The following is a 19,023-nucleotide window of genomic DNA, read 5'->3' as shown; positions in this document are numbered from 1 at the left end:
TGGTCGACTGCTGTCTTACCGGGAGCCTCGTCCTACGTGGACACCGGCCTCCCGTACTGCCCGTGACCTGCACCGTCACGATGAAAATGGCTCACTGACTCTCTCCTTCGGCGAGCCGCAAGTCGCCAGCAAGCCTGAGAACGAATAACCCGGTGTCTGCCGCCCGACAGCCGAGGCGATGGACGCCAGAGTGCCATGTCACGGACCGTACGGCGAAGCGCCACCGGAACCCGATCCCGAGATGTTCATGGCCTGGCTGTCCGTCGGCGAAGAATGAGCCAGGGCGGCGGTGAAGACGCGCTGGAAGCGGGTCACGAAAGCCTTCTCCGTCGCTGTCCACGCCAACACCTCGGCCGGCGAGGGACCGGAGATCACGGGCGGCCCGTTGGAGGCGCGTGCGGTCCAGAAGCGCTCGTTGCGTACGAAACGTTCCTGAACGGCGTCCATCAGATGGCCGCGCTGATCTGCGGAAAGTCCGTAAGCGTCGGCCAGGACGCGGACCTGATGCGCCTGACTGCTCGCGTCTCCCCGTTCCGGCTTCGACGAGATGCACCAGGACCAACTCATGTAGGCGACGTCTTCGAGGGGGTCACCGACGGCGGCGAAGTCGAAGTCGATGAAGGCGATCGGTTGGCCGTGACGGAACACGGTGTTGTTCGGCCCTGCATCATGGTGGCAGATCACCGGCCCGCCGCCGAGGCGTTCGGCGAGAGTCCGGCTCGCCTCGTGGAAGCGGCGCAGCAGCGCTCCGGCGGCCGCGACCTGGTCATCTGTCATCGCATGCCACTTCGGCGGGACCTCACCCGGTAGGAAAGCCAGGATGTCCCGGTCGAGCTCGTCACGGCCCAGATACTTCGGGACGCCGTCGAAACCGGCCTGAGCAAGGTGCAGCAACAGTGTCCGTGTGAAAGCCGACTTCGGCCGTCTCACCGTCGCACCGACCTTGACGACGCCGGGGGTCAACCGCCCGCCGCCGAGAATCGTCTCGGACGGGTCCGCTTCCCCTTCGGCGACCACTCGGTCAGCCTATGCGTACTGACCGATGCCGCGGCGGTCCCGGTAGCGAGGCAAACTCGGGTGACGGGCGGTCGTGGGTCAGAGGGTCCACGCCCAGATGGTGCCGTCGTAGTTGCCGGACACGATGGTCGGGCGGCCGGCGAAGTCGCTGATCGCCACGGCCTCGGGGGCTTCCTCCGGGCCGGTGAGACCAGGGCCGTGGGGCTGCACGGCGGCGAGGTCCCAGATGCGGACACCGCTGTCGTCACAGCCGGAGACGGCGACGGTACGGCCGGCCACCGTACTGATCGCGACGGTTTTGATGGCCTTCGGAAGTTCCATCAGGATCTCGCCGGAAGGTTGTGCGGCGTCCAGATCCCAGCGGCGCATCATGCCGTCCTCACCGCCCGACACGGCGATCGGCTTCCCGCCCACGGTGCCGACGGCGAGTCCCCACACTTCGCCGTCGTGTTTGCCGAGCTTCCCCACCAGGCGCTCGCCTTCCACGTCCCAGAGGGTGATGGCGCCGTCGGCGCTGCCGGTGACCGCGATCGTCCGGCCGTCGACGGAGCCCAGAGCGATGCTTTTGACCGCGGCGGCAACCTTCGAACCCAGGGTCCGCCCTTTGAGCCTGGGGTTTGCGGGATCCCAGATCCGCACAGTGCGGTCATGGCACGCGGTGACGGCGACGGTCCGGCCGCGGATGGTGGCGAGCGCGACCCCGGTGACTCCCCCGGTGATCCCTTCACCCATGGGCGTGCCGCGCGGCGGGTCGGAGGTCAGATCCCACACCCGCACGGTGCCGTCGGTGCTCGTGGACACCGCTGTGCCACCGAGCATCGCGAGGCCGAAAACAGGCCCGTCGTGGCCGGAGAAGGCGCCGATGTCTTCGCCGGTGACCGGATTCCACAGTTGGATCGAGCCGTCCTGACGCCCCACGACAGCCAACGGCTCACCCCGGCGCATGCCGAGAGCGACGGACCAGACCGTCGCGCCAGGCGGGCTGAGCTGGCGGCCCATCCAGGATGGATTCGGCTTGTTCCAGCGGCCGAGATCAGGTCCGTACCGCCAGGCGACAGTGACGGCAGCGCCGAGGCCGACGCCCGCTGCCGTCCCGAGAACCAGCCGCCGCGACACTCTCGGCCGGTGGTGATGGTGCACGTGGAATTCGGACCTGACGCCGCCGTTGATGATGCCGTTGTTGGCGATACCACCGTGGTCGGCCCGGCCGCCAGCGAGCGCGGAACCGGCGTCGGCCGTCGCAGTGCTGCTGTCGGCCACCTGGTCGGTTGCCGCCGCCTGTGGTGCCGGGTCGGATGGCCGCGACGCCGGCCATGCCACGGCCAGGGAGACCACCGCGAACACCGTGGTGACGAAGAAGCCGACGACGGTCACCCACTTGTCGGCGTTCTCCAGGCCCTGGCCGGACAGGAACACCGCCCAGCCGATCAGGGCCACCACGAACAGCACCGCCGCGATGATCACCATTCGTGTACGGGACACCGGCGCATCATGGCCGGACGCCACCACCGGACGGGCGGCGGACCCGGTCCCGGCGATGATCCGCCAGGACCGGGCCTCACCTGCGGTTCAAAACCTTCCTCGGGTACGCGCGACGCGGCCCCCAGCAAAGGGCGCACCGGTGGGCGTACCCAATCGATGTCTTGAATTCCTTCTCCTGATACCTAGGTGGTGAGGTCGAAACGGTTGACGGTGACCGCGCCGCCGAGCGCGCTGGTGGCGTAGTTGAAGATGCCGAACCGGTAGCCCATGAAGAACTGCCACGCGTTGTTGAGGGTGAAGGCCGGCCCCAGCGTGGTGAAGGTGCTGCCGTTGGTGCTGTAGGAGAAGGTGGCGGTCCGTCCGGCGCCGGGCCGGATGTCGGCGGTGGCCCGCAGCCAGATCTTGCCACCGGTGACGGTCGCCCCGGCGGCTTCGGTGCCGGTGCCGGTGGTGGCCCAGCTGGAGTTCATGGTGAGCCCGTTGGTCATCGAGACCCGGGTGACGCCGTTGTCCTTGCGGATGCCGATCCAGGCCGACGAGTCGCGCAGCATGGCGAGCCCGGCCCGGTCGCCGTTGGCCATCTGCGAGTAGTCCAGTTCGATGGTCGCGGTCGAGGCGGGTCCCTGGATGCGGTGGGTGAGGGTGTTGCGGGCGTTGTAAAGGTCGCCGGTGACGGTCGCGGTGGACAGCCGCAGCCCGTTGCCGACACTGAACTTGCTGGTGTCGGGGTTGTGGTTCCACTCCCAGCGGTGCCCGAGGGTGGACGCGGTGAAGGTGTCCGGCCCGATCATCGGCTGCACCGTCTTGGTGGTGGTGATGTTCGGTTTCGGGTAGGTGGCGCCCCAGCGGCCGTCGACGGTGGTCAGCACCGGCCAGTCGTTGCTCCAGGTGATCGGCGCCAGCGTCGGCACCCGCCCGCCGGGGAACGCGTCGGTGAACGCCATGTACCACCAGTCGCCGTTCTGGGTCTGCACCAGGCCGCCCTGGTGCGGCACTCCCCCGCCGGAGATCGGGCCGGGAAGATCAAGAAGGACCTGGCGCTGCTCGTACGGACCCCACGGGCTGGTCGACCGCAGCACGTACTGGCCGTTGGCGGGGCGGGTCAGCCAGATGTAGTAGTAGCTGCCGCGCTTGTACATGCGTGCGCCTTCGAGCGTGCCGATGCTCGACGGTGTGGTGAAGACGGTCTGCGCCCGTACCTGCGAGGTCAGGTCCGCGGACAGCTGGGCGACGCTGATCGTGCCGTTGCCGTACGCGACATAGGGGGTGTCGTTGTCGAACAGCAGCCCGGCGTCGTAGTAGCAGTTGTTGATCCGCGCCTTCTTCGACCAGGCCCCGCCGACCGAGGCGGCCGTGTAGACGTAGGTGCGGTTGAACTCGGTGCAGCCCAGCCAGTAGTAGGTGCTGTTGCTGGGCCGGTAGTTGAACGCCGACGCCCAGATGCCCTTGACGTAGGCGCGGCCGCCGGACAGGTCGTAGGCGGCCGAGTCGAAGTCGAGCCGGGGCACCGAGTGTCCGGCGTACTCCCAGTTGACCAGGTCGTAGGAGCGCAGGATCGGCGCGCCCGGCGAGTAGTGCATGGTCGACGCCGACCAGTAGTAGGCGTCGCCGACCCGGATGATGTCGCCGTCGGCGAAGTCCTGCCACACCACCGGGTTGGTGAAGGTGCCGGTACCGGGGGTGCTGGTGCCGAGTTTGACGAGTTGCCACTGCTGGTTGGCGCCGTTCCAGTCGCTGTACTGGACGACGTTGGCGCCGTCGGCGGTCGACGCGTTCTGCACCTCGACGGCCTTGCCGCTGTTGCGGTTGATCAACTGAACGTAGCCGTCGATGTCCTGAATGCTGAACTGCTGGGCGGTGCTGTTGGCGTCGGGCTGCTGGACGATGCCCGCGCCGTCGGCGGTCGACGAGCCGGAGACGGTGAGCATCTTGCCGGAGTGCCGGGACTTCAGCCGGTAGAAGCCGCTGCCGGAGTCGGCGAACTGCCACTGCTGCTGGGCGCCGTCGTTGCGGGTCCACTGGGCGATCCGGGCGCCGTCGGCGGTGGACAGGTTGTAGAGGTCCATGGCTTTGCCGCTGGTGCGGTTGACCAGCACGTACCACGCGCTGGTGTCGATGGTCGCCGCTCGGGCCGGGGATGCGGCGACCGCGGTGAGCGCCACGCCGAGAACGGCGATCAGCGCGGCGGAAAGGGCCCTCCTCATCGAGCTCCTCGATTCTGGGGATGTGTGGGGACGGCGAATGTCAAAATGAGAGCGCTAACATTCCCGGCCGATGTTGCCAGACGGTATTCCTCGCTTCAAGACAATGCGGCACCGATGATTGGCGACTATAAATAGCCGTCCCGCGTAACAGTTTTTGAATTACCGGCGGGAAATCAGAGCGGTCTTGTCGGGCTTGCCGCTCGGGGCCAGCGGGACCCGGTCGATCAGCGTCACCGTCTTGGGGATGCAGGCGGTGCCGAGGTTCGTCTCGACCAGGGTGCGTAGCCGGGTCGGGTCTGGGGTCGCGCCGGCGGCCGGGACCACGAAGGCGTGGACGGCCTCGCCGGTCTCGTCGTCGGGGCGGCCGATCACATACGCCTCGGCCACGGCCGGGTCGGTGGCCAGGGTGCGTTCGATCGGGCCGGCGTAGATCAGGGTGGCCTGGACGATGATCACGTCGCGGGCCCGGCCGAGCAGGCGCAGGTAACCGTCGTCGTCGAGCGCGGCCAGGTCGCGGGTGCGGACCCAGCCGTCGACGAACACCTCGGCGCTCTCCTCCGGCTCCCGCCAGTAGGACGAGGCTTGCGCGGGCGTTCGCACGTACAACTCGCCGTCGTTGATCTTGAGGTCTATGACGGACGGAGGCCGGCCGACCGTCTCGGGCCGCTCGCCGGGAAACGCCATGGAGATCATGCCGGTCTCGGTCTGGCCGTATCCGTGGAAGACGACCGGGCCGAGGACGTCGAGCGCCTCCCGCAGCCGGCCCGGTTCCAGTGGCGACCCGGAGACCATCAGGGCTTTCAGGCTGCTCAGGTCGACCGGATCGGCGCGCTGGGAGCGGACCAACTGGTGCAGCTTGCCGACAGTGATCACGCTGGCGGTGGCCCGGTGCCTGACGAACGCGTCCGGGAACGCCGGTGGGTGGGCGGCGACCAGGGTGCCGCCCGCGGTGAGGGCGAGGATGCCGTACTCCAGCATGACCTGGCTGCTCAGCGACCCGAAGACCAGGTAGCGGTCGAGCCGGGTGGCGAGTTCGGCGATCACCGGGGGCCAGCGGTCCGGGTGCGGCGCCCAGGCGGCGGACATTGCGGCGTACGTCTGGGCGCAGCCCTTGGGGTTTCCGGTGCTGCCGCTGGTGTAGATGATCCGGGCGACATCCGACGGACGGCCGGCCGCGGCGAACGGTGTCGGGGTCGGCGCGAAGTCCAGCAGACCGGCCACGGCCGCGTCGTCGATCAGGAGGCAGTCGTCACGTTCCAGCAGGTACTGCTGTTGGCCGGCGGTGAGACCCGGCGGAATCCCGGTGACTCGCGCGCCGACGGCGAACGCGGCGATCGTGGTCGCGAAGGCCGGAGCGTTGACGCCGAGCCGCAGTGCGACCCCGCGGCCCGGCCCTAGACCGTGGAATCGCAGGCCGGCCGCGATCCGCCGGATCAGTTCGTGCATCTGCGACGCCGTCACCACCCGGTCGCCGTCCTCGAAGACCGGGCGGTCACCGCCGGTGGCGAGCCGGTCCAGGATCGGGTCGGGCCACATGCTCAGAGCAGGCCCTTGATGAACCGGGCCAGTGGCTCCTGGTGCACCGACGGGATGTTCCAGTGGTTCTCCAGGTTCTCGGCGAGGTGGTGCTCGGCCACCACTTCGCCGTCGCGGCGGGCCCGGACCACCGGGTGCAGGTAGCTGGCCCGGTGGGCGGTGGCGGCGTCGTTCTCGGCGATCCGCGGGACGGTGATGTCGAACGGGTCGACCTGGTCGTGGCCGGCTCCGTATTCGAGGGTGACCAGGAACGCGAGCGGTTCCGGCCACATGTGGGCGACCGGGACCTCCGGGTAGTGCACAGCCCGCCCGTCGGCCACGGTCACCACGTCGGCCAGCACGGCGAACTGCTGCCACAGCGCGGACGTCACGTTGATCCGGTCGATGATCGCGTCGGTGATCGCCTCCGGGGTGGCGTCGACGGGCGTGGACGGCCACGGGATGTCGTGGTGGCGGCTGCGCAGGATGCGGTAGAGGGCGCGGACGCCGTACCGGAAGCCGTGAATGAAGCCGTTGGTTGATTTCTTGAAATCGCGCTGCTGGGAGAGCGTGCCGGCGAAGTAGAGCCCGGGAACGTTCACCGATTCGAAGGCCGGGGTCTGTGCCGGGAACCGGTCGTTGATCGCGAGTTCGGGCCGGGCCGATTCGTCGAAGATGGACGCGTCGAACTGGAAACCGGTGGCCAGGATGACCCGGTCGTAGTCGATTTCGCGGAGCCGTTCGACGGTCCGGGCGTAGCGGAAGACGATCCGGAATCCGCCGTCGTCGCGGCGGGTGATCTGTTCGACGGTCCCGTCCAGCACCGCGTTCTGCGACTTCAGCTGGTACGTGTCGAGGAAGTTGTTGTTGACCGCCCGCAGGTGCCCGACGTAATGGGTCTGCCAGGCCAGCCGGATCGAGTGCGGCCCTGCTACGTGAATCGTCGAGGCCGTTTCGACCAGGGCGTCCGCGGTCTCGAAGGCCGAGTTGCCCTTGCCGATGATCAGCACCCGCTGATTCTCGAAATCGGCCGGGTTTACGCTCACCGTATCGTAACGTTCGCACAGTTCGGCGCCCTCGATCGGCGGCACGTAGAGCTGCGAGACCCCGGTGGCGACGACGACCCGGCGGGCCTGCCACGACCGGTCACCGGCCACCACGGTGAACAGTCCGCCGCTGCGGGAGATGCGCTCGACGCGCGTACCGAAAACGATGTTGAGACCTTGCGCGAAATCGGCCAGATAGCGCACCAGGTCGTCGGCGGCCGGGAAATATCGGCGGCTGTAGTTCTTGAACAGCAGCTCCGGGTCGTCGGTGAGCAGCGAGTTCCAGTCCGAGCGCAGATTGAACTCCGGATCGTCGGACCCGGTGAACACCTTGTTGATGGAGATCAGCTGCCGGTGCCGCGGATAGCGGGTGAAGAAGGTGCCCGGCGCGTCACCGGCCTCCAGGACGACGTAGTCATGACCGTCGCGCTGCATCAGGGAGGCGAGCTGCAGGCCGGCGGGCCCGGCTCCGATGATGAGGTAGTCGTGCGTCATGAGCGGGAAGCTACTGATCCGATTTCAGAGGGTTCTGAGAAGTCCTGATTAGCCTCGGCTGCCATGACTGTCGAGGTGGATCTGGCGGCCCCGCTGCGTATCGCCGACCTGCGCGCCGCCCGGGCGCCGATCACGGTGCGGGTCGGGCCGGCGGTCCGCGAGCGGGTGACGGCCGGGCGTGTCTTCCTGGCCAAGGTGCTCGGCGACGACCGGGCCGTCTACGGCGCGACCACCGGTTTCGGGGCGCTGGTGGGTTATGCGGGCCGCGCCGACCAGCGCGATCAGGCCGACAACACGCTCGCCCACCTGGGCGCCGGTCAGGGCCCCGACCTCGATGCTGACCTGGCCCGGGCGACCATGCTGGTGCGGGCGCACTCGCTGGCCCGGGGTGACTCGGGCGTGTCGCCGCACGTGGTCGACGCGCTGGCGGCGGCGCTGGGCACGACGTTCGCGCCGGCGATGCCGCGTCTGGGCTCGGTCGGCGCGAGCGGTGATCTCATCCCGCTGGGCGCCGCGGCGCAGGCGCTGCGGGGCCGGGGGCACGCCTACCTGGACGGGACGAGGCTCACCGCCGCCGAGGCGCTGGAGAAGGCCGGCCTGCAACCGTTGCCGCTCGACGGGCGGGACGCGCTCGCGCTGGTCAACGGCACGTCACTGACCACCGCCGCGACCGCGCTGGCGCTGGACCGGATCCGATCCTCGCACCGGGTGCTCCAGCTGCTCACGTGTGTGCTGGCCGACCTGCTCGGCTGTGACCCGCAGTTCCTCGACGCGGGGTTGCTCGACGCGTACGGGCACGCCGGCGCGATCACCGTGGCGGCCCGGATGCGCGGACTGCTCGACGGGGTGACGCCGCCCGGGACCCGGCCGTTGCAGGAGCCGTACTCGATCCGCTGCACACCCCAGCTGCTCGGCGCGGCCGAGGACGCGCTGCGCTACGCCGACGTGGTGGTCGAGGCCGACCTGGCCAGCGTCAGCGACAACCCGCTGTTCTTCCCGGCCGCCGACCGGGTGGTGCACGGCGGCAACTTCTTCGGCCAGCCGGCCGCCTTCGCCGCCGACGTGCTCACCATGGTCCTGGCGCAGCTCGGCAACCTGGCCGAACGCCAGCTGGACCTGCTGGTCGACCCGGTCCGCAACGGCGGTCTGCCGCCGATGCTCGCCGCCGGGCCCGGACAGCAGCACGGCCTGCAGGGCGTCCAGCTGGCCTCGACCGCCCTGATCGCCGAGATCCGCCGCGACGCGATGCCGGCAAGCATCCAATCATTGCCGACAAACCTTCACAATCAAGACATCATTCCGTTGGGTACGCAGTCCGCGCTCCGCGCCCTCGACCAGTCCCGGCTGCTCAGCCTGATCACCGGCTCCCTGGCGCTCGGCCTGCGCCAGGCCGTCCACGTCGGAGCACGCACCCCCACCGCCCCCGCCTGCGCGCAGCTGCTGGACGCGCTGGCCGACGCGATCGCGCCGATCGACCCGGACCGCCCGCTGGAGGCCGAGGTCCGCCTGGCCGCGGAGATCACCGAGTCATTGGTGCGGGCCTGACCGGGGCTCGCGGCTCAGGTAGCGGACCGGTTTGCCGAGCGACTCGGCGCAGGCGATCTCCCGCCGGGTCGACTCACCGAGGTAGCCGCCGGGATCCACGATGAACACCTCGTCGGCCATCCGGATCTTCTGGAAGTGCAGCCGGCCGAGCCGTCCCTTCAGGTCCGCGCTGTCGACCGCCCAGTCGTAGTCCGGCAGATCGGGCAGCCGGAACATCCCGAGGCTGAGCACCACACAGCCGTCCAGCGTGAGCCGCTGGTTGACCTCGGCGAACTCGGCCTCGAACCGGGTCGAACCACAGAGTGTCACTACCTTCGCCGCCGGCTGGTCCTCCATGGCGTACATGATCGGTGAACCGGACTGAAAAATCTCTGAATTCTGATTCGTACGGTCGACGGCATGCCGCTTGACTACGTGATCATCGGGGCCGGCCCGGCCGGGCTGCAGCTGGCCGCACTGCTGGAGGCCGACGGCAAGCGTGACTATCTGGTGCTGGAGGGCGCGGACCAGCCGGGCGCCTTCTTCGCACGGTATCCGCGCCACCGGACACTGATCTCCATCAACAAGCCGCACACCGGCACCGACGATCCGGAGCTGAACCTGCGGCTGGACTGGAACTCGCTGCTCAGCGACGACCCGGACCTGCTGTTCACCCGCTACACCGGGCGCTACTTCCCGGCCGCCGACACGATGGTGCGCTACCTGGCCGACTTCGCCGAGCGGACCAAGCTGAAGGTCCGCTACAACTCGCGGGTCACCCGGGTCAACAAGGACGGGGAGCTGTTCACCGTCGTGGCCGGCGACATCGCGTACACCGCGAAAAGGGTCGTCGTGGCGACGGGTGTCTCGCAGACCTACCGGCCGGACATTCCCGGATTCGAACTGGCCGAAGGCTACGACACGATGTCGGTCGACCCGCAGGACTATCTCGACCAGCGGGTGCTGATCATCGGCAAGGGCAATTCCGCGTTCGAAACCGCGGACAACCTGATGGAGACGACCACGGTGATCCACGTGGCCGGTCCCAGTTCGGTACGGCTGGCCTGGCGCACCCATTTCGTCGGTCATCTGCGCGCGGTCAACAACAACTTCCTCGACACCTATCAGCTGAAATCCGCGAACGCGATCCTCGACGGCACGGTGCAGAGCATCGAACGCGAGGGCGACGGATTCAAGGTGGCGTTCAGCTTCTCGAGGGTCAACGAGGTCATCAAGGAACTGCACTACGACCGGGTGCTGGCCTGCACCGGGTTCCGTTTCGACGCGTCGATCTTCGACGACTCGTGCCGGCCCGAACTCGCGATCGACGACCGGTTCCCAGCGCAGACCGAGTCCTGGGAGTCGGTGAACGTGCCCGGCCTGTTCTTCGCCGGCACGATCAGCCAGGTCCGCGATTTCAAGAAGTCGACGAGCGGTTTCATTCATGGATTCCGGTACGCCGTACGCGCGCTGCACAAGATCCTCGAAGGCGCGCCCTGGCCGGCCGAGAAGCTGGACCGCACCGCGGAGGCGGTCACCGACGCGATCATCGCCCGGGTGAACCGCACGTCAGCGCTCTGGCAGCAGTTCGGGTTCCTCGCCGACGTGGTGACCGTCGACGGGACGGGCGCGCGCTACCACGACGAGGTGCCTGTCGACTGGTTCGTGCGGCACGGGCTGGCCACCGCCGACCACGACTACCGGGACGCGTTCGTGGTCACCCTGGAGTACGGCCCGGACCACGACAAGGTCGACCCGTTCGACATCACCGTGTCCCGGATCGCGCAGGACACCCCAGGCCAGGCCCACGACGCCGCCTACCTGCACCCGGTGGTCAGGCACTACCGCGACGGCGTGCCGGCCGCCACCCACCACCTGGCCGAGAACCTGGAGAACCGGTGGGACCGGCCGGACGTGCACGTCGCACCGCTGGCCGCGTTCGTGACCCGAGTCCTGAGGTGAACCCGGTTCACGCCGACTACTTCGCCGGCGGCGCGGGCGAGGAACGGACGCTGCGCGACAACCTGGCGGCGTACGACAGGCTGCGGATCGTGCCCCGGGTGCTGCGCGCCACCGGCGACCGTGACCTGCGGACCACCCTGTTCGGTGCCGACCTGGCCACCCCGGTCCTGGTCGCGCCGACCGCGTTCCATCTGCTGGCCCACCCGGGCGGTGAGGCCGCGACCGCGCAGGGGGCGGCCGCGGCCGGCACCGTCATGGTGGTGAGCATGGCCGCGACCCAGCCGGTCGAGCAGATCGCCGCGGCCGGTGGCCCACTGTGGTTCCAGCTCTATCCGCAGCCGGACCTGGAGTTCACCGCGAGCCTGGTGAAGCGGGCCGAGACGGCCGGCTGCCGGGCGCTGGTGGTCACCGCGGACTCGCCGGTGTTCGGCCGCCGCGAACGGGACCGGCGCAACGGCTTCACCGACCTGCCGGACGGGCTGGCCTGCGAGAACATGCGCGACGACACCGGCCGGGTCCGCGACATCGAGATGGACCCGGCGCTGGGCTGGGACCGGATCGGGTGGCTGCGCGGCATCACCGGGCTGCCGATCCTGATCAAGGGGATCCTGCATCCGGCGGACGCCCGGCTCGCGGTCCGGCACGGCGTGGACGGGGTGATCGTCTCCAACCACGGCGGGCGGCAGCTGGACGGGGCGATCGCCACGATCGACGCGCTGCCGGCGGTGGCCGAGGCGGTCGGCGGGCGGATCCCGGTGCTGGTCGACGGCGGGATCCGGCGGGGTGCCGACGTGCTGATCGCCCTGGCCCGGGGTGCGGCCGCGGTGCTGGTCGGACGGCCGGTGATCGACGCTCTCGCGGTTGGGGGCGCGGACGGCGTACGAGATCAATTGCGGACACTGACCGCGGAGCTGGACCATGCGATGGCGCTGGCCGGAGCGAAGCGACCGGCCGATCTGACCCCGGATCTGGTGGCGGTGGCCGGATGAACGCGGTGGTCCGGCTGCGTGAGTGGATCTTCCGGCGGGTCAACGGGACCGAGGGCATCCCGGTTCCCGGGCCGCTGATCGGCGCGGAACACTTCGAACGCGTCTACAGCGATCCGGCCGCCGACGGCCGCAGCCGGGGCGCGGGCCTGTCCGACCTGTTCTGGTACTGGCTCGCCCCCGGTCCGCAGATGCACCAGGAACATCTGGAACCAGGTGATCGGTATCAGACAGTCGCCCGGACCACCCGCCGAGTGCTGGCGGTCCCGCACACCCGCTCGGACGAACTGGCGACCGCAGCGACGCGCCGGATCCTGGACCCGCTCCCCCGCGATCGGACGTCGTTCATCCGGCTGCGGGACCTGTTCATGCCGGTCTGGGCCGAGGTCTTCCACGAGCTGGTCTTCGCCGAGAGCTGCCCGAGTGGGGTGCGGGAGCTGATCGTCGCCAACGCGCACGACGTGGTGACCGCGCTGAAAGGACTGAGCCTGCGGCACATGGGCCGCCGCGACCGGCTGACCCGGCACCTGCTCGCCCGGATCGAGGCCGGCACCTGCCCGGTCGTGCTGCCGCCGCCGTTCACCGCCCAGGAGACGGCCTGGTATCTGCAGGGCGCGTTCTTCAACACCGCGGTGGTGCAGATGTCCGAGGCGATGGCACACATCCTGCTCTGCGCCGCCGGCTACGACACCGACCTGTCCGACGACTCGCTGGACCGGCTGATCGACGAGACGCTGCGGGTGCATCCACTGTTCGGCATCGCCCACCGGATCACCTCGGCGCCGATCGTCGTCGGCGAGCTCACCCTGCCCGCCGGATCGGTGCTGCTCTTCAACTACCTCGCGTTCCAGCGCACCGGCCCGGCCGCCGACGACACCTTCGACCCACAGCGCTGGAAAACCCTCAAAACCAGAGAGGCCCATTTCATTCCGTACGGCGTGACGGCGAACCGTGCCTGCCCGGCGCGTGGCGCGGCGCCGGTGATGCTGCGCGCCGCGACCCGCGAGGTGTTGCGCCGGTTCACGCTCGCGTCGTCGGTCAAGCACACCCGGTCGCTGCCCAGCCGCGGCCCCGCCTACCTGACCCCGATCGGCCGGCCGGGCCCGACACCCGGCCGCCTGCTCGCGCTGCGCCGCGCCGACGCCGTCGCCGACGTCGGCCGCACGGTGAAACAGCTGGTGCTCGGCACCTGGATGGTGCTCGACGCCCGCCGCCAGAGACTCTGCGCCACCTATTTCGAGGAGGCCCGCCCGTGACCCCGACCGAGCTGGCGCCGCGGTTCTTCATCGCGGTCGCCGTGATCCTGATGTTCTGCCGCCTGGTGTCCTGGCTGTTCGGCAAGGCCGGACAGCCACCGGTGGTCAGCGAGATGCTGGCCGGGGTGCTGCTCGGCCCGTCACTGCTCGGCCTGCTGTTCCCGCAGGTCCAGGCAGCGCTGTTCCCGGCGCCGCTGCTCCCGGTGCTGTACGTGGTCGGACAGGTCGGGCTGGTGCTGTTCATGTTCCAGGCCGGCTACGCGTTCAAATCGCACCGAGTCACCCGGGTGGCCGGCACCGCGGGCGCGGTCTCGCTGGCCGGGGTCACCGCGCCACTGGTGCTCGGCGTGCTGCTGGTGGTCATTACCGCCGACGCGGTGCCGCTACGGCCGGACGGCGTGTCGATCGGGGTGTCCGCGGCGTTCGTCGGCGTGGCCCTGGCCATCACCGCGTTCCCGATGCTCGCCCGGATCATCACCGAACGCGGGCACGCCGGCACCCGGCACGGCTCGGTCGCCCTGGCCAGCGGCGCGATCGACGACCTGGTCGCCTGGATCATGCTGGCCGTGGTGCTGGCGTTCGCCTCGGGCGAGGCCGGGCCGGCGTTCGTCACGGCGGGCGGCGCGGTCCTGTTCTTCCTGGCGCTCTGGTTCGCCGGGCCCCGGGTCACCGGAGCGCTGATCAGAAGCGAACGGCTCGACGACCGGGCGCGGATGGTCGGCGTGGTGACGCTGCTGTTCCTGGTCGCCTTCTACACCGACGAGATCGGGCTGTACGCGGTGTTCGGGGCGTTCGCGCTCGGCGTGGTGATGCCGCAGCACGAGCGGTCCGACCGGGTCATCGCGGTGACCAACCCGGTCGCGTCGGCGGTGTTCCTGCCGCTGTTCTTCACGTTCTCCGGGCTGCGGACCGAGTTCGCGCTGCTCAGCGACGTGCGGGTGCTGCTGTTCGCGGCGGCCTGCGTGACGCTGGCGATCGTCGGCAAGTTCGGGGCGTGCTGGGCCGCCGCCCGGCTGCGCGGAGAGCCGAACGCCGTCGCCCTGAAGGTCGGCGCACTGATGAACGCGCGCGGACTGATGCAGCTGATCGCGCTGAACGTGGGGCTGGAAGCCGGGATCGTGAACTCGTCGCTGTTCACCGTGCTGGTGCTGGTCGCGCTGATCACCACGATCATGACGACGCCGGTGCTGACCTGGCTGGAACGGCGGGAGAAGCGGGCTCCGGCGCAGGTCGAGGAGCCGGCGCTGGCCGTACCTTAAGAATTTGATGAAAAGTCGAACGACGCCGCCTGCGGCCCATGGACATATGGAATCTTCGATGTCATGCGCCGGCTGCTGGTCGTCGAGGACGATGCCGAACTACGCGAGCTGGTCGCCGAGACGCTGGTCGACGAGGGCTATCACGTCGACCAGGCCCCGGACGGACAGCGCGGACTGCACCTGGGCCTGACCCGGCCCTACGACGTGCTGGTGATCGACAGACGATTGCCGGCACTGGACGGCCTGGACCTGATCACCCGGCTCCGCGCGCGGGCCGTCGCCGCCCGCGCGCTGATGCTGACCGCGCTCGGCACCGTCGACGACCGGATCGCCGGGCTGGACGCGGGCGCCGACGACTACCTCACCAAACCCTTCGACCTCGACGAGCTGAGCGCCCGGATCCGGGCGCTGTGCCGGCGCACCTCGGACGCCACCGACGTGCTGCGGGTCGGCGACGGACTGCTCGACCTGGGCGCCCGCGACGCGGTGCTGCCCGACGGGACCCGGGTGTCGCTGTCGGCCCGCGAGTTCGACCTGCTCCGGGCACTGGCCGCCCGGCCCCGCGCGGTGCATCCACGGGCGGTGCTGCGCACCCGGGTCTTCGACGAGGCGGCGGCCGCGTCGATCGTGGACACCTACGTCTACTACCTGCGGCGCAAACTCGGCCGCCGGGTGGTGCAGACCGTCCACGGCCTCGGCTACCGGCTGGGCGCGCTGTGATCCGCAACGACGTGATCGGCACCGTCGAGCTGCGGGCCGTCCGGCGCGCCCGCTGGCAGATCGGACTGCTGGTCGGGCTCGCGATCGGGGTGCTGGTGGCGATGGCCGGCGCGATCGCCTACGAGGTGGTACGCCACAGCCAGGAGCAACAGATCGGGCTGGAACTGGACTGGGGCGTACGCAACGGCGTCATCGCCGGACCACCCGCGTGCAGCTGGATCTTCTTCTACGCCCCGGACGGCCGGCTCACCCACGCCGACCGTGCCGCCCCCGACGGGCTGCCGCTACGCGACGACGTCGACGCGGTGGCCGCCACCGGTGTCACCCAGAACCGGCAGGTCGACCGGAACGGCACCACCTACTGGATCCGCACCCAGGCCAGGCCGAACGTCTCGATCGGGCCCGGCGACAGCACCACGTCGGCGCTGGCCAGCAGCGCTGCGACATCGGCCCGCAGCGACGCGATCGTTCAGGCCGTCTTCGACGCCCGTTTCCAGAACGCCGACCGCCGGCACCTGCTCACCGCGTTCCTGCTGGCCGCGGCGGCCGGGCTGCTCGCCGCGATCCTGGCCGCGATGCTGGTCGGACACCGGGCGGTCGCCCCGCTGGCCGAAGCGCTCAGCCGGCAACGCCGGTTCGTCGCCGACGCCAGCCACGAACTGCGCACCCCGATCGCCCAGGTGCACACCCGCGCCCAACTGCTGGCCCGCCGGGCCGCACCCGGCGGCGCCGACCGCCGCGACCTCGACCGGCTCGTCGGCACCACCCGGCGGCTCGGTGAGATCGTCGACGAGCTGCTGCTGTCGGCACGTCTCGGCGCCGACCCGGGCGGTACCCGGCAGGGCGCGCCGGTCGACCTGGCCCGGCTCACCGCCGAGGAGACCGAGCGGGCGCTCAACGGGACGACCGCGGTCACCCTGACCACACCGCCGCGGCCGGTGCCTGTCATCGGGGTGGAGTCGGCGCTGCGCCGGGTGGTCAGCGAACTGCTGGCCAACGCGCTCACCCACACACCCGGCGGCCGGATCACGGTCACCGTGCAGATCTCGCCGGGCACGGCGGAGCTGGTGGTCGCGGACACCGGCGACGGATTCGACCCGGCCGACGCCGACCGGATCTTCGACCGGTTCCACCGTGGGCCGGGCGCGGACGGGCGGCGTTTCGGGCTCGGCTTGGCGCTGCTGCGGGAGGTGGTGACCAGCCACGGCGGCACGATCGTCGCGGACGGTCACCCGGGCCTGGGCGCCACGTTCACGGTCCGGTTGCCGCTGGCCGGTTCTTCTCGTCTCCAGCCGGAACGACCGGTGTCAGCGGGCTGACTCACCAGCCGTCTCCGACCGGAACGACCGGGTCAGCGGGCTGACTCACCGACCGTCTCCGACCGGAGCGGCCGGGTATCAGCGGGCTGACTCACCGGCCAGAAGCTCGCGGGGCAGGACGACGTTGAGCCAGGCCTCGGATCTGTCGAGCGGCCAGCCGAGATCATCGCTGCGGACGAAGTAGGCGGCATTGCACAGGTACAGCCAGAGGATGTCCGCTGCCCCCGCGGCATCCAGGTCGTCACGCAGCGCACCCAGCGCGGCCAGACGATCGGCGGTCACCCGCAGGCCGCCGCGAAGGCTCTCGTGGGCGATCTCCATGGCTTTCTGGACGGCTGGCTCCTGCGGAGCGGCGGCGACGACCTGGCGCATGAGGGTGGACCATTCGCCGAACCTCGTCCGAGAAGCGCCGATGACGAGCCGGATCAGCTGCCCGGGGTCGGTGGCGGCCTCGATCTCGGCGAGCAGCCGACCGTTCTCCGCAGAGCTCACGCTCGTCTCGATCAGCGTGCGGAGCAGGCCACTCTTGCCACCGCCGACGGCGTAGACCGTGGCCGGCGCCACCCGGGCCGCCTCGGCGATCTGCTCCACCTTCGTCGCGTAGTAGCCCTGAGCGGTGAACAACGAGCGCGCCGCGTCGAGGATCGCCTCACGGGTCATCCGCGCGTACTCGCTGCGGCGGTTGACGTTGGGCGCGGCGGACATGCGGCTCATCATAGGCCAGTCACATGAAGGTCTACTCATCAGAGTCGACTCTGATGAACCATGCTAGGGTCCGGCGACTCGTCTGAGGAGGTTCGATGCACTACGTCTTCGTTCCCGGCGCCTGGCACGGCGGCTGGTCCTGGCACCCGGTGGGACATCGCGTACGCGCCGCCGGTCACGGCGCCACGGCGCTCACGATGCCCGGCCTCACCATGGGCGACGACCCGGCCGGACTTCGCCTGACCGACGCCGTCGACCACATCGTGACCGCGGTCGAACAGCGCGGCCTGCACGATGTCGTCCTGGTCGGGCACAGCTGGGGCGGCATCCCGATCACCGGCGCAGCACCCCGGCTCGGCCACCGGCTGGCCGGCATCGCGTACTTCAGCGCGTTCATTCCGCAGCGCGGCGAGTCGATGGCCGCGGCAATGGGCCCGATGGAGGGCTTCGTCCGAGACGCGATCGCTGCCGCACCCGACCGCACCATCGGCATCGACTTCGCCACGTTCGCGCAGGGCCTGATGCCCGACCAGCCGGAGGCACTGCAACGGACCGTGTTCGACCAGCTGATGCCACAGCCCGGCGGCTACATGCTCGACGCACAGGACCTACCTGGCGTCGACACCCTCGGCGTGCCGATCACCTACCTGCTGGCCGAGAACGACACCGCCCTGGCCGCCCCCGGCACCGAACTCGCCGCCCGCGCCGGCACCCACCCGATCCTGGTCCCCGGCAGCCACGAGGCCCTGCTCACCCACCCTGACGACGTCGCCAAGGCACTGCTCGCCGGCCGCCCTTTCTGAGAGCTCAACGCACTCTCTCCGGCGCAACAGGGAGGCAGGCCGTCACGGCCGGCTACCGGTCGTGACGGCGGTCGGCTTCAGCGCGGATCACGGCGGCATGAGCGCGCGTCGGACCATCAACGTGGTCGCAGCAAACCGGACATCGACAGGTCTGCAAGGATCTCGGGATGTCCAAGGACCGTCTCATGCGTATCCACAGCGCCGAATACCAGGCCATGATCGAGCGGGTCGTGCAGGTGACCGACCTGACGTCCCGGCTGAATGTCCTACCTTTCACCGACGAGGCCGGGAAAACCGCGCTGTTCGAGAAGATTCTCGGTCGCCCGCTGCCGGCAACGGCCACGATCTACCCACCGTTCTACACCGATCATGGCCTTCGGCTGGAGTTCGGTGAGCGTGTGTTCATCAACCAGAACTGAGCTTCCCCTCGTACCGTGGAGGCATCGCCTTAAAGGATTGGTGACTGGCGATGGCGGAGACACGGCGAAGGTTTGATCAGGATTTCAGAGACGGTGCGGTGCGGCTGGTCCGGGAGACCGGCAAGCCGATCGCGCAGGTGGCCCGGGATCTGGGGATCAAGGACGGGACCCTGGCGAACTGGGTGGCTCTGGACCGGGCACCGCCGGGAGAACGGAACCGGCGAAGACGGGCTGGGTGAGCACGAGCGGGCCGAGCTGGACCGGCTGCGGCGGGAGAACGCCGAGCTGCGGATGCGGTGTGATGTGCTCAA

At 69.7% G+C, this 19,023-nt stretch carries 17 protein-coding genes; 10 read left to right on the top strand and 7 right to left on the bottom strand.

What is annotated here, in order from left to right; translation table 11 throughout:
• Positions 1–198 precede the first annotated feature (198 nt).
• From AB0E94_RS50495 to AB0E94_RS50475, 5 genes are all read right to left on the bottom strand, one after another.
• On the bottom strand, positions 199–1,017 hold the full coding sequence (locus AB0E94_RS50495) for a phosphotransferase (RefSeq protein WP_360343328.1): 819 nt from the start codon (positions 1,015–1,017) through the stop codon (positions 199–201).
• A 78-nt stretch (positions 1,018–1,095) separates the two neighbouring features.
• Positions 1,096–2,499, bottom strand: a complete 1,404-nt coding sequence (locus AB0E94_RS50490; protein WP_360343325.1) for a hypothetical protein — start codon at positions 2,497–2,499, stop codon at positions 1,096–1,098.
• A 182-nt stretch (positions 2,500–2,681) separates the two neighbouring features.
• Complete coding sequence (locus AB0E94_RS50485; RefSeq protein WP_360343322.1) at positions 2,682–4,703, bottom strand: family 43 glycosylhydrolase; 2,022 nt, start codon at positions 4,701–4,703, stop codon at positions 2,682–2,684.
• A 159-nt stretch (positions 4,704–4,862) separates the two neighbouring features.
• Positions 4,863–6,239 carry a fatty acid--CoA ligase family protein gene (locus AB0E94_RS50480; RefSeq protein WP_360343319.1) on the bottom strand — a complete coding sequence of 459 codons (1,377 nt, stop codon included), beginning with the start codon at positions 6,237–6,239 and terminating at the stop codon, positions 4,863–4,865.
• Positions 6,240–6,241: 2 nt separating this feature from the next.
• Positions 6,242–7,759 (bottom strand): NAD(P)-binding domain-containing protein, encoded by a 1,518-nt coding sequence (locus tag AB0E94_RS50475; RefSeq protein WP_360343316.1) that lies wholly within the window; start codon positions 7,757–7,759, stop codon positions 6,242–6,244.
• A 63-nt stretch (positions 7,760–7,822) separates the two neighbouring features.
• On the opposite strand from AB0E94_RS50475, the gene AB0E94_RS50470 reads away from it, so the two are divergent.
• Entirely contained in the window at positions 7,823–9,304 is a 1,482-nt protein-coding gene (locus AB0E94_RS50470) for an aromatic amino acid ammonia-lyase (protein ID WP_360343313.1), read from the top strand.
• Here the strand turns inward: AB0E94_RS50470 and AB0E94_RS50465 are convergent.
• Positions 9,287–9,640, bottom strand: a complete 354-nt coding sequence (locus AB0E94_RS50465) for a hypothetical protein (RefSeq protein WP_360343310.1) — start codon at positions 9,638–9,640, stop codon at positions 9,287–9,289. The two genes, AB0E94_RS50470 and AB0E94_RS50465, sit on opposite strands and share 18 nt — an antisense overlap.
• A gap of 63 nt (positions 9,641–9,703) precedes the next feature.
• Between AB0E94_RS50465 and AB0E94_RS50460 the strand changes: the two genes are divergently transcribed.
• From AB0E94_RS50460 to AB0E94_RS50435, 6 genes are all read left to right on the top strand, one after another.
• On the top strand, positions 9,704–11,245 hold the full coding sequence (locus AB0E94_RS50460) for an NAD(P)-binding domain-containing protein (protein WP_360343307.1): 1,542 nt from the start codon (positions 9,704–9,706) through the stop codon (positions 11,243–11,245).
• Entirely contained in the window at positions 11,242–12,234 is a 993-nt protein-coding gene (locus AB0E94_RS50455; RefSeq protein ID WP_360343304.1) for an alpha-hydroxy acid oxidase, read from the top strand. Before AB0E94_RS50460 ends, AB0E94_RS50455 begins: the two co-directional genes overlap by 4 nt.
• On the top strand, positions 12,231–13,487 hold the full coding sequence (locus tag AB0E94_RS50450; RefSeq protein WP_360343301.1) for a cytochrome P450: 1,257 nt from the start codon (positions 12,231–12,233) through the stop codon (positions 13,485–13,487). Before AB0E94_RS50455 ends, AB0E94_RS50450 begins: the two co-directional genes overlap by 4 nt.
• A complete protein-coding gene (locus AB0E94_RS50445) occupies positions 13,484–14,746 on the top strand; it encodes a cation:proton antiporter (protein ID WP_360343298.1) in 1,263 nt (420 codons plus the stop codon). Before AB0E94_RS50450 ends, AB0E94_RS50445 begins: the two co-directional genes overlap by 4 nt.
• Before the next feature lie 63 nt (positions 14,747–14,809).
• On the top strand, positions 14,810–15,466 hold the full coding sequence (locus tag AB0E94_RS50440; protein ID WP_360343295.1) for a response regulator transcription factor: 657 nt from the start codon (positions 14,810–14,812) through the stop codon (positions 15,464–15,466).
• Positions 15,463–16,785 (top strand): HAMP domain-containing sensor histidine kinase, encoded by a 1,323-nt coding sequence (locus AB0E94_RS50435; RefSeq protein ID WP_360343293.1) that lies wholly within the window; start codon positions 15,463–15,465, stop codon positions 16,783–16,785. The genes AB0E94_RS50440 and AB0E94_RS50435 overlap by 4 nt, the downstream gene beginning before the upstream one ends.
• 78 nt (positions 16,786–16,863) lie before the next feature.
• Here the strand turns inward: AB0E94_RS50435 and AB0E94_RS50430 are convergent, their stop codons facing one another.
• A complete protein-coding gene (locus tag AB0E94_RS50430) occupies positions 16,864–17,490 on the bottom strand; it encodes a helix-turn-helix domain-containing protein (RefSeq protein ID WP_360343290.1) in 627 nt (208 codons plus the stop codon).
• A gap of 95 nt (positions 17,491–17,585) precedes the next feature.
• Between AB0E94_RS50430 and AB0E94_RS50425 the strand changes: the two genes are divergently transcribed.
• The 3 genes from AB0E94_RS50425 (at position 17,586) to AB0E94_RS50415 (ending at position 18,951) form a co-directional block, all read left to right on the top strand.
• Positions 17,586–18,293 (top strand): alpha/beta hydrolase family protein, encoded by a 708-nt coding sequence (locus AB0E94_RS50425; RefSeq protein ID WP_360343287.1) that lies wholly within the window; start codon positions 17,586–17,588, stop codon positions 18,291–18,293.
• Positions 18,294–18,460: 167 nt separating this feature from the next.
• Positions 18,461–18,712 (top strand): hypothetical protein, encoded by a 252-nt coding sequence (locus tag AB0E94_RS50420; RefSeq protein ID WP_360343284.1) that lies wholly within the window; start codon positions 18,461–18,463, stop codon positions 18,710–18,712.
• Positions 18,713–18,762: 50 nt separating this feature from the next.
• Positions 18,763–18,951, top strand: coding sequence for a transposase (locus AB0E94_RS50415; protein WP_360343281.1), 189 nt, complete (start codon positions 18,763–18,765; stop codon positions 18,949–18,951).
• Positions 18,952–19,023: the final 72 nt, after the last annotated feature.

Origin of the sequence: Actinoplanes sp. NPDC026670 (assembly GCF_040638175.1) — a bacterium.
Lineage (GTDB): Bacteria > Actinomycetota > Actinomycetes > Mycobacteriales > Micromonosporaceae > Actinoplanes.
This window is presented reverse-complemented; position numbering and strand designations above follow the sequence as displayed.

What these genes read in the sequence shown, in the direction of transcription:
- AB0E94_RS50485 (WP_360343322.1), bottom strand. Translation starts at nt 4,703, where the DNA reads ATGAGGAGGGCCCTTTCCGCCGCGCTGATCGCCGTTCTCGGCGTGGCG.
- AB0E94_RS50480 (WP_360343319.1), bottom strand. Translation starts at nt 6,239, where the DNA reads ATGTGGCCCGACCCGATCCTGGACCGGCTCGCCACCGGCGGTGACCGC.
- AB0E94_RS50475 (WP_360343316.1), bottom strand. Translation starts at nt 7,759, where the DNA reads ATGACGCACGACTACCTCATCATCGGAGCCGGGCCCGCCGGCCTGCAG.
- AB0E94_RS50470 (WP_360343313.1), top strand. Translation starts at nt 7,823, where the DNA reads ATGACTGTCGAGGTGGATCTGGCGGCCCCGCTGCGTATCGCCGACCTG.
- AB0E94_RS50465 (WP_360343310.1), bottom strand. Translation starts at nt 9,640, where the DNA reads ATGGAGGACCAGCCGGCGGCGAAGGTAGTGACACTCTGTGGTTCGACC.
- AB0E94_RS50460 (WP_360343307.1), top strand. Translation starts at nt 9,704, where the DNA reads ATGCCGCTTGACTACGTGATCATCGGGGCCGGCCCGGCCGGGCTGCAG.
- AB0E94_RS50450 (WP_360343301.1), top strand. Translation starts at nt 12,231, where the DNA reads ATGAACGCGGTGGTCCGGCTGCGTGAGTGGATCTTCCGGCGGGTCAAC.
- AB0E94_RS50440 (WP_360343295.1), top strand. Translation starts at nt 14,810, where the DNA reads ATGCGCCGGCTGCTGGTCGTCGAGGACGATGCCGAACTACGCGAGCTG.
- AB0E94_RS50430 (WP_360343290.1), bottom strand. Translation starts at nt 17,490, where the DNA reads ATGTCCGCCGCGCCCAACGTCAACCGCCGCAGCGAGTACGCGCGGATG.
- AB0E94_RS50425 (WP_360343287.1), top strand. Translation starts at nt 17,586, where the DNA reads ATGCACTACGTCTTCGTTCCCGGCGCCTGGCACGGCGGCTGGTCCTGG.
- AB0E94_RS50420 (WP_360343284.1), top strand. Translation starts at nt 18,461, where the DNA reads ATGTCCAAGGACCGTCTCATGCGTATCCACAGCGCCGAATACCAGGCC.
- AB0E94_RS50415 (WP_360343281.1), top strand. Translation starts at nt 18,763, where the DNA reads ATGGCGGAGACACGGCGAAGGTTTGATCAGGATTTCAGAGACGGTGCG.